General features: G+C 40.0%; 6 protein-coding genes. All 6 read left to right on the forward strand.

Features of this window, described 5'->3' with window-relative positions:
• The first annotated feature begins 30 nt into the window (after positions 1-30).
• The 6 genes from ACW689_RS20810 (at position 31) to prc (ending at position 9190) form a co-directional block, all read left to right on the forward strand.
• Entirely contained in the window at positions 31-5013 is a 4983-nt protein-coding gene (locus ACW689_RS20810; RefSeq protein WP_476294251.1) for a tetratricopeptide repeat protein, read from the forward strand.
• A 225-nt stretch (positions 5014-5238) separates the two neighbouring features.
• On the forward strand, positions 5239-5610 hold the full coding sequence (locus ACW689_RS20815; RefSeq protein ID WP_476294252.1) for a hypothetical protein: 372 nt from the start codon (positions 5239-5241) through the stop codon (positions 5608-5610).
• Positions 5611-5744: 134 nt separating this feature from the next.
• Complete coding sequence (locus tag ACW689_RS20820) at positions 5745-6206, forward strand: GAF domain-containing protein (protein ID WP_476294254.1); 462 nt, start codon at positions 5745-5747, stop codon at positions 6204-6206.
• Complete coding sequence (locus ACW689_RS20825; protein WP_476294255.1) at positions 6203-6484, forward strand: hypothetical protein; 282 nt, start codon at positions 6203-6205, stop codon at positions 6482-6484. The genes ACW689_RS20820 and ACW689_RS20825 overlap by 4 nt, the downstream gene beginning before the upstream one ends.
• A 12-nt stretch (positions 6485-6496) precedes the next feature.
• Positions 6497-7147, forward strand: coding sequence for an RNA chaperone ProQ (gene proQ, locus ACW689_RS20830; RefSeq protein WP_476294257.1), 651 nt, complete (start codon positions 6497-6499; stop codon positions 7145-7147).
• A gap of 12 nt (positions 7148-7159) precedes the next feature.
• Positions 7160-9190 carry a carboxy terminal-processing peptidase gene (gene prc, locus ACW689_RS20835; RefSeq protein WP_476294259.1) on the forward strand — a complete coding sequence of 677 codons (2031 nt, stop codon included), beginning with the start codon at positions 7160-7162 and terminating at the stop codon, positions 9188-9190.
• Positions 9191-9316: the final 126 nt, after the last annotated feature.

Below are 9316 nucleotides of genomic sequence, written 5' to 3' on the forward strand. Positions count from 1 at the left end.
GCAAATGAAAGTTGTACCGATAAAAGAATAATGTTCGAAGTGAAATTAGCGCAAGAAAACGACGTAGCACTGAGTATAGCCTTGAAAGAGTTATGCAAAACGGGCTTTTACAAAGATGCCCTTGAGAAGGCTCAAAGTCATTGGGGGCCAATAGTAACATGGCAAAGGCCTGAACAAGTTGATATAGCGATTCGTCTGTATGGCAATTTAGGCGGAGATAGATTATCTGATGCTATTTTGCTAAGGCATTGGCGTAAAAATAAAACGTGTCCAAGCTTACTTAATCGTGTGCTTTATTATGTATTGAATACGAAAGGCCCTATACTGGCAAACGAATTTGCTAAAGAGTGTGAACAATACTTCGCAAAAGGGACTGAACACGAAACCGACTTCCTAGGCTTTAAGTCTCTCATTCACAGAATTTTTAAAAACTATGCACAAGCGGAATTATTGCTAGATGAGGCAATTGCCAAATCTCCAACAGATCGCTGGCTCACCTCGCTAAAAATTCAATTATTACACCATCAGGATGAAAATGTAGAAGCAAAAAAGCAAGCTCAGCGTCATTTTGATACATACCCGTACCCATACAATCTTAAGGTACTCTCGAATATTCTTCTTGTGACTGATGGCGCAGAAGCGTCAATTGCGCTTTATCAAAAGTATATCAATAAATATCAATCGGCACATGTATGGTTTGAATATGCAGCTTTACTAGCAAGTGTTCATAATTGGATCGAGTGTGAACGTGCTATCTGTCAATTTGAAATGATGAGAATTGTCGAAGATAAACTTGAGAATAAGTCGTTAGTGTTGTGGAAAGCACAAATTGCAATCCATAAACAAGAGTTGGGTAGCGCAATTGAGCTGTTATCAGATCATCAAGCAGGTTACTGGAAAATTGTCAGTGACAATTTGAAAAGCTCAAACGGTGAATTTGACCGTAAGGTTTTAGGTGTGCCGTTTTTAAAACAAGCACATATGACGTGTGCCCCAACAACTTTTGCAGCGTTATGTGAATACTGGGGTGATAAAAGAAATAGTAAAGACATTGCTGACGAAATTTGTTTTGATGGCACACCAGATACCAAAGAGCGTAAGTGGTTAAGGGATAATAATTATGTGTACAAGGAGTTTGAATTAGAAGCGAGCCTTGCTTATGCATTGATAGAAAATGATATTCCATTTGCGTTAGTGACAACAGGCGGTTTTTCCTCACACATTCAGGCAGTGATTGGGTTTAACAAGCAGGTGGGCACGCTCTACCTGATGGACCCCTCGACTCCGATAATGCAAGAAACACTCACCAACGAAACAATAGAGTTCGAAGCATTTAATGGTGCAAGGTGTATTGTTTTCGTGCCGCAACAAAAAAAGCATTTGCTAAATCAGTTTGATTTTCCGGCCGCTGATCTATTTCCCGTTTGGGATGATTACACAGTTGCAGAGGAAAGAAGTGATTATTTGGGCGCTCAAACAGCGTTACAAAAGTTAAAAGAGGTTGCGCCGGGCCATCGAATCACAATGATAGTTGAGCGAAGTTTTGCAATTTGGAACAACGACACAAGTAAAATACTGAACCTGACCAATCAGCTGCTTGAGAAGTATCCAAATCAAACTGTGTTACTCACATCTAAGTATTATTGCTTGCGAGACTTAGGGCAAAGGAATGAAGGCTTAGCGATGCTTGATGATTACTTAGGTGAGTACCACAACCTTGATGTGTTGGGGGTGCTATTTGACCAAATTTACGATACGAATGATCACAATGAGATTAAAGCAAGTGCGTTAGGAAAGCTAAAGAAATACGGTGGGTACTCGGCATATTCACACTGGTCCTTAGCAAATTACTATTGGGTCGGGCAGAAGTTTAAACTTGCTACTGAGCATTATCTTTACGCTTACTGCATGGACGAGACGAACAGCAAGTACATCGAAAGCTTTTTTAAGGCTTCGCGCTATTTAAAAAAAGAACACGAAGCATTAGCCATTCTCAAAAGCCGGTTTAACAAATATATAATCAGGTCGCATTTGCCTGCATTTTCGTTATATCACGCGTTAGAAACACTCGGTCAGGAACATATTGGAGTCGACTACTTATTTGAGGCGCTTGAATACCACGCAGACAATTCAGAACTGCTTTACTTTTTATCATTCAAACTCATTGATAATGGCTTGATTGACAAGTTTGAAAGTCTAAATGACAAGTTAGAGTCATATTTAGATTCTGATAAGTACCACGAACTCATCGCGCGCAAGAATGAAATGGTCGGAGACTTCCAGTCTGCTATTGATTTTTATCAGCGGGCATTTTCAAAAAGCCCTTTTATTGGGCGCTTTGCGAATGGCTATTTAAGGTTGCTGGATAAAACGGGTGACTATGCTTTGGTAGATAAAGCGTTAGAAGACCTTTATGAAGCAAACCCTGAAAATACGCAGGTAATGGATTACATTGCCGATTGGCATACTGATGCGACATATAGAGAAAAAGTGCTGAGCAAATTTGTTGCCTTACGGCCAGATTACGGTGCGATACGCAGGCAACTTATCGATGTCAGGCATCAGCTTGGCGAAAATGAGCGCGCGCTGGCACTGGCGATTGAAACATGTGACAAGATAGATGGTGAAAATGTCAATTTTGGTTATTTGTCACAATGCTATCTGAAAGTAGGGGACTTCACCAAGGCTATTGAGGTTGCAAAAGGTGCGCTTAGAGCATCAGTTGATAATGATCTTGCATTTAATGTATTGATGAATGCTAGTTTTAATAAAGATGATAAAAAGGCTGCGCTCCAATTTGTATTCTCGCAAATCAAAGAACAAGTCATATTTGGTGATTCAGCTTGGAACTTCTGGTTTGAGGCTAACGCAATTTTGCCAAAAGAAGAACTTTGGGAGTTCATAGAATATCTGTTAAATCAATATCCTCATCTTTGGTATTCATATAGTCTGGCGGCCAATTTCTACAAACAGTACGACGAGCTAGATCAAGCGTTGCATTACACTGAGTTAGGTATTGAGCGCTTTCCGCTAACACCAAGATTTTACAATGATTTAGGCCAATTATACGAATTAAAGGGCGATATTGATAAAACAATTGACGCATACAAGCAGGCCTTGGTGCAAAATCCTACTTGGGCGGATGTATCTAAACGTCTGTGCGAGATTTTAGAAAAGCACGAGTCATATCAAGCGGCTGTGTTAGTTATTGAAAATGCCATTAAGCACAATCCAAAAGATGGAGTGTTGTACGGATATTTAGCAGATTTATTAATAAAGCTCGGTGATCATAGTCGGGCCCTTGAAGTGCTTAAAAAAGCTGTTTCATATAGTACGGACTATCGATGGGCTTGGAATCAACTAGTTAGTTGTTGTGAAATCCTAGACCAAGCAGCTGTTCCTTATGAGTATGCATATGAACTGTCAAAACAATCTCCTTATCGGGCACATGTATGGAGGGACTTGGCTTATATTTGTGACGATGAAAATGAAGAGTTTGCGTTCCTTAAAAAGGCGATTAGCTGCGATCCTTATTTCGCACCCGCTTATAAAGACCAAGCACAATTTTTCTCAAGAAAGGGAGAGTACAGAAAAGCACTCGACGTGTTGGATAACACTCCTTGGGAGCAAAACCTGCCAATTGAGCTGTCCATGCAATATATAGATACGTTAATAGATATAGGAAAAAAAGAAGAAGCGATTACAAAGCTTAAAGTTATTTTATTCAACTCACATGGCTATAGCTACCTATGGAAGCGGTTATTTTCACTGCTTGAGGATGTTGGAAACAAGGCAACATACATTGAGTGTTGCTATCGAAGTGTAGAGCAAAATAAGCATGATCCTGAAATACTGTGTTATGTGGGTGAGAATTTATTTAATCATGGCAGTGTCAAAGATAAGCAAGCAGCAAAAGGCTACCTTAAAAAAGCGGTTGAACTTTCTCCCAATGAACAATATATCGTGCTCACTTACGTAGATTGCTTAATAGAATATCAAGAGTTCCAAAGTGCTCTTGAAGCCATTGAAGTATTTGAAAAGTATCACCAAGTTTGTTACGCGTATGCTCGCAAGATCATTATTCTTTGCAAATTAAATCGCTTTGTTGAAGCACGTGAAAAGTATGATTTTCTCGTACAGGATAAACATGCTGATTACTGGTGTTTGAACGCGCCTTTTATCGCACTTCGCGAAAAGTATACTTTCGACGAGCTCGTTAGTATTTTAAGGCAGAGAACTGAATCATTAACTAAAGTCCAAACCTATTATTTAATAGATAAGTGTTTGGCAGAGGTAAAAGGTCAAAATTACAAACCAGTACTTAAAGAGATCGAAACGTATCATAACAGCGAGCAGTCTGATGGTGCCTATTTAGCATTGTTAGAATATTGGAATGACAACAGTATCATTCCCCCCAATACCGTGCTTTCCAAGGTATTTGAGCGTGTTAAAAAATCGCCTGATTTGATACAACAGTTAAGTAATCTCTACATAAAAGCGGGGCATTACTATAGCATGGTCAAATTATTTGAAAGTACACAAATAAAAGACAGTTTGCCCGCTTTTGTATACTACCAACAGGTACTTGCGCTGCAAATGCTTGGGAAATGGGATAGTGCGTCAGACGTTGTTTTCCAAGGTGTTCAACAAGCGCCAGATAACGCCCTTCATAACCTTCGGCTTTGGCATACCTATGCACTTTTAAGAAATGGCAAAGCGTTATATCAAGAAGACTTGGAAGTGATTGATTATGAAGAGTTGATAGACGTTGAGAAATATGTGTACTCGACAATCAAGGTTGCTTTGGCATTGGGAAATGACTCACTAGAAAATAAACGGGATGAATTAAACCCTTTACTCAGAAGGTGTCAGTGGGATTATCAAAAGGTTGTGGGTAATGATCTCGCAGTGCATGCCCAAGCCACTTTAAAAGCGAGATTAAAGCGCTCGGTAGAAGCTAACGGATTTTGGCAGAAATTGAAATTAGCATATTGGATTAGTAATCGCTTTTAACGCGTAAAAAGTGGTAACTAATCATTGAGCTGGCAGAAGCCTTTTCCTTTTAGGGTGGTGACTGTCAGTCTGTATGTGGGCATCAGTTTTTGCATGAATTTGCCAAGCTATTCTGTTATTGGCTTGCTTTGACAGCAGGCTTCGTGTGTAGACCAAAGTCCACTGGTAATTTTAATGACATTTAGGCAGTCTGTGGGCAGCTGAAACACAATCCGGATAAGTGACATGAAAAACAGATTACTAAAAAGCGTAGCGCTGTCTTTACTATCACCTTTATTGATGGGGGCGTTACTTGGATTGTACTATGGGTTTATCAGTAATATGCCTGCATTACCGATATTTGCTTCGCTGCTTGTCAGCGCACTTTTAAATGCACATGTTGCTGGTCTGGCCATGGGCGTTTTTGTGTTGCCAGGCTATCTTTTCATGTACAAGCATAACAAGGTACGGTTTAGTGCTGTGCTGACATTAGGCTTATTAGGTGGGGCATTTTTTAGTTATATATTTGCTGCCCAAAGTGGCGGAGCATTTATTGTTAATGCTGTCATGTCAGCACTTGCGGCAGGGCTGTTTCTATACGGATTACGGCGCTTTTAATAGCAGCTTGCATGTAAATTAGCCAACTGACTTCATATTTACAGTTATTTAATACTTTTTCGCCATAAAAGGTTTCAATTAATTCTCTGAAAGAGTACCTTAGGCTTTTGTATGTTGTAACCGCGATTTAATAAATGCAAAAGCAAGATTTTTATCAATCACTCACAAAACAAGCACAGGCGCTCATTAGTGGCGAAAGTAACGTTGTTGCTAACATGGCCAACTTAAGTGCGTTGTTGTTTACATCACTTGAAGATGTCAATTGGGCTGGATTTTATTTTGTGGATAGTCCACAGGAGCTAGTCTTAGGTCCGTTTCAGGGAAATCCGGCATGCATTCGTATCCCAATGGGAAAAGGGGTATGCGGTACGGCTGCTGAAACAAAACAAACTCAATTGGTTGAAGATGTGCATGCATTTGCAGGGCATATTGCGTGCGATGCGGCCTCAAACTCTGAAGTTGTCGTGCCTGTATTTAAAAATGGTGAAGTGTTTGCTGTTTTAGATATTGATAGCCCTAGCTTGAGTCGTTTTGATCAAGATGATAAAGAAGGACTTGAAGCACTAGTTAAATGTTTTGAGTTGACGCTATCGTGAAAGACCTACTGAACGTACAAGATTATTTATTTTCGATTGCCGACGTGGGTGACTGGGAAGGCGAAGAAGAGCAAATTGCCGAAACGCTCAATGAGTTAATCCATTTTGCGTGGCAGCAATTACCTGATGATCTCGAATGTGAAATCATTGATAATGTAATAAACGGTATTTGGGAACATCTTCGTGGTGATTTGGCTTTACTTGAGGCTGAATTTGAAGAGTTAACAGACTGGGTAACACACTATATCCAATCATCTTTAGATGAGCAGATATCATAAATAGGTTCAAAAATGGAAACCACAAACAAGCTAAAAGATATTAATGAGGTACTGGATTTTTTATATTCAGAGTTTCCTCAGTGTTTTAAACAAAAAGACGGCATCAAGCCGTTAAAAGTCGGCATTTTTAAAGATATCGCTGAGCGTATCGAAGGTTCAGAGAAAGTGAGTAAAACGCAGGTGCGTCAAGCACTACGTAAATACACTTCTAATTGGCGTTACCTTGAAGCCGTTACAAAACATGAATTCCGTATTGACTTAGATGGCAATGACGCAGAAAAAGTAGAGCAAGAACACGTTGAACATGCTCAAAAAGCGTTAGAAGAAAGCCGCGCGAAAATGGCTAAACGCAAAAAGCCACAACGTCCTCGCCAAGATGGTGAAACAAAATCTTACAAAAAGAAAGGTGCACCGCATCCTCGTTCAGGCGATAAAAACGCTAGAGTTAACAAGAAGCCAGCCCCTCAACAAGCTAAACGTAGTTCAGGTAAAGTTGAACCATTGCCGGCAAATGAGGTCAAGGTTAATAACAAAGTAAAAGTTAAATTAGGCCAAGCACTTGTCAATGCAACCATTACTGAAGTGAACAAAGATGAAGTTCATGTTGAGTTAGTAACAGGCATGCAAGTAAAAACTAAAGCAGACAGCCTATACATCGTTTAAGGAGTTGTGCGTATGAGTAAAAAGTTGACACTCATTCCTATTGTTGCTGCGTTATTGTCAGGAGCAACATTTGCATCATCAAATACCGTTACCGAGAAGGATATTCCGGTCTTGGCGCCGGAAGCGCAGCACACGACGGCTAGCAAACGAGTGACCAACTTATTTACTCGACAGCACTACAAACGATTTAGTTTTGATGACGCTTTGTCGGAAGAGATTTTTGATCGCTATGTTGACTCGCTTGACTATAACCGTTCAGTTTTCCTGCAAAGCGACATTGAAAAATTTAGTGCATTTAGAAAGCAATTTGACGATGCGTTAAAAAGTGGCAAATTGGAATTTGCCTACGACATGTTTAATTTGAGTATGAAGCGTCGTTTTGAACGTTTTCAATTTGCGCTGTCATTACTTGAAGATGAAATGACGTTTGATAAACCAGATGCGTTTTATTATGACCGTGAAGACATTGAGTTTGCCAAAACGCAACAAGCGCTTGATGAGTATTGGCGTCAACGCGTTAAGTCAGACGCATTACGCTTGAAATTGACTGGAAAAGAATGGAAAGACATCAAGGAAGTCTTAACCAAGCGCTACAGCAATACATTAAAACGTTTAACACAAACTAAGAGTGAAGATGCTTTTCAAGTTGTAATGAACTCGTTTGCTCGTAGCGTCGAAGCGCACACATCTTACCTTTCACCTCGTCGAGCTGAGCAGTTCAAGATGGATATGGATCTTGAACTAGAAGGGATTGGTGCGGTATTAGGTTATGATGAAGACTATACCATTATTCGCTCACTTGTTCCGGGTGGTCCAGCAGATAAATCAGAGCAGATTAAACCAGACGATCGCATCGTGGGTGTCGCGCAAGATAAAGAAGACTTTGTCGATGTTATAGGTTGGCGCTTAGATGATGTGGTCGATTTAATCAAAGGGCCAAAAGGTACTAAAGTCAGATTACAGTACTTAAAAGGTTCGGATACGCACGGCACACCTAAAGTGGTTGAAATCGTGCGTGACAAAATTCGACTTGAAGACCGTGCTGCTAAATCAGAAGTGTTTGAAGCCAAATATTCTGATTTAACGAGTAAAATTGGTGTTATAGAAATACCTAGCTTTTACAATAACTTGTCGAAAGATGTAAAAGTAGAAATCGCGAAACTCAAAGAGCAAAAAGTTGATGGCATCGTGATTGACCTCCGCCAAAACGGTGGTGGCTCTTTATATGAAGCCACTCAGCTAACAGGTTTGTTCATTGATCAAGGCCCTGTGGTTCAGATCCATACAGCATATAACCGAGTTGAAGCGCAAAAAGATAGAGATGGCATCACGTTTTATAATGGTCCAATGACGGTATTGGTTGACCGCTATAGTGCCTCGGCATCGGAGATTTTTGCTGCAGCAATTCAAGACTATGGCCGCGGTGTGGTAATTGGAGAGCAAACCTTTGGTAAAGGTACAGTGCAGCAGCACCGTGGCTTAACTAAGAATTATGATCTTTTTAGTAACCCTTTAGGTAGTGTAACTTATACAATTGCAAAATTTTATCGTATAAATGGTGGCAGTACACAAAATAAAGGAGTTATTCCTGATGTAATGTTACCCTCTGCAATTGAGCCTGAAGAGTGGGGTGAGAGTCAAGAAGATAATGCATTGCCTTGGGATAGCATCAAACGAGCCAGCTACAATAGCTTAGATAACTTAATGCCTGTTGTTCAATATTTGCGCTCCAAGCATGATGCTCGCGTTCAAAAAGAACCTGAATTTAAATATGTTTACGACGACATTGCGCGCTATAAGCAACAAAAAGATGATAAGCAAATATCATTAGTTGAAGCTGACCGTTTGAAAGAACGAGAAGAAGCTGAGCAGCGTTCGTTAGCTCGTAGTAATGAGCGTTTAAAGCGCTTAGGTTTAGAGCCAGTTGACAATTTAGATGATTTACCAGAAGTACTTTCAGAGTTAGATCCTTACTTAGAAGAAGCGGCTTTAATCACTCAAGATCTAATCTCTTACGGCCGCCTAGCTAAAAATGACGTATGATATTTAAGCAACAAACACAAGAAAGGCGCTAAGGCGCGACCCTGTAACACATTTTGTGTAACTGCCAGTTTTAAATAACATCTTTTAATCGGTCTTCGAATTCGATCATAAATCGATTTAAGGCCG

It is taken from the genome of Pseudoalteromonas sp. ABE4_541 (assembly GCF_056312285.1).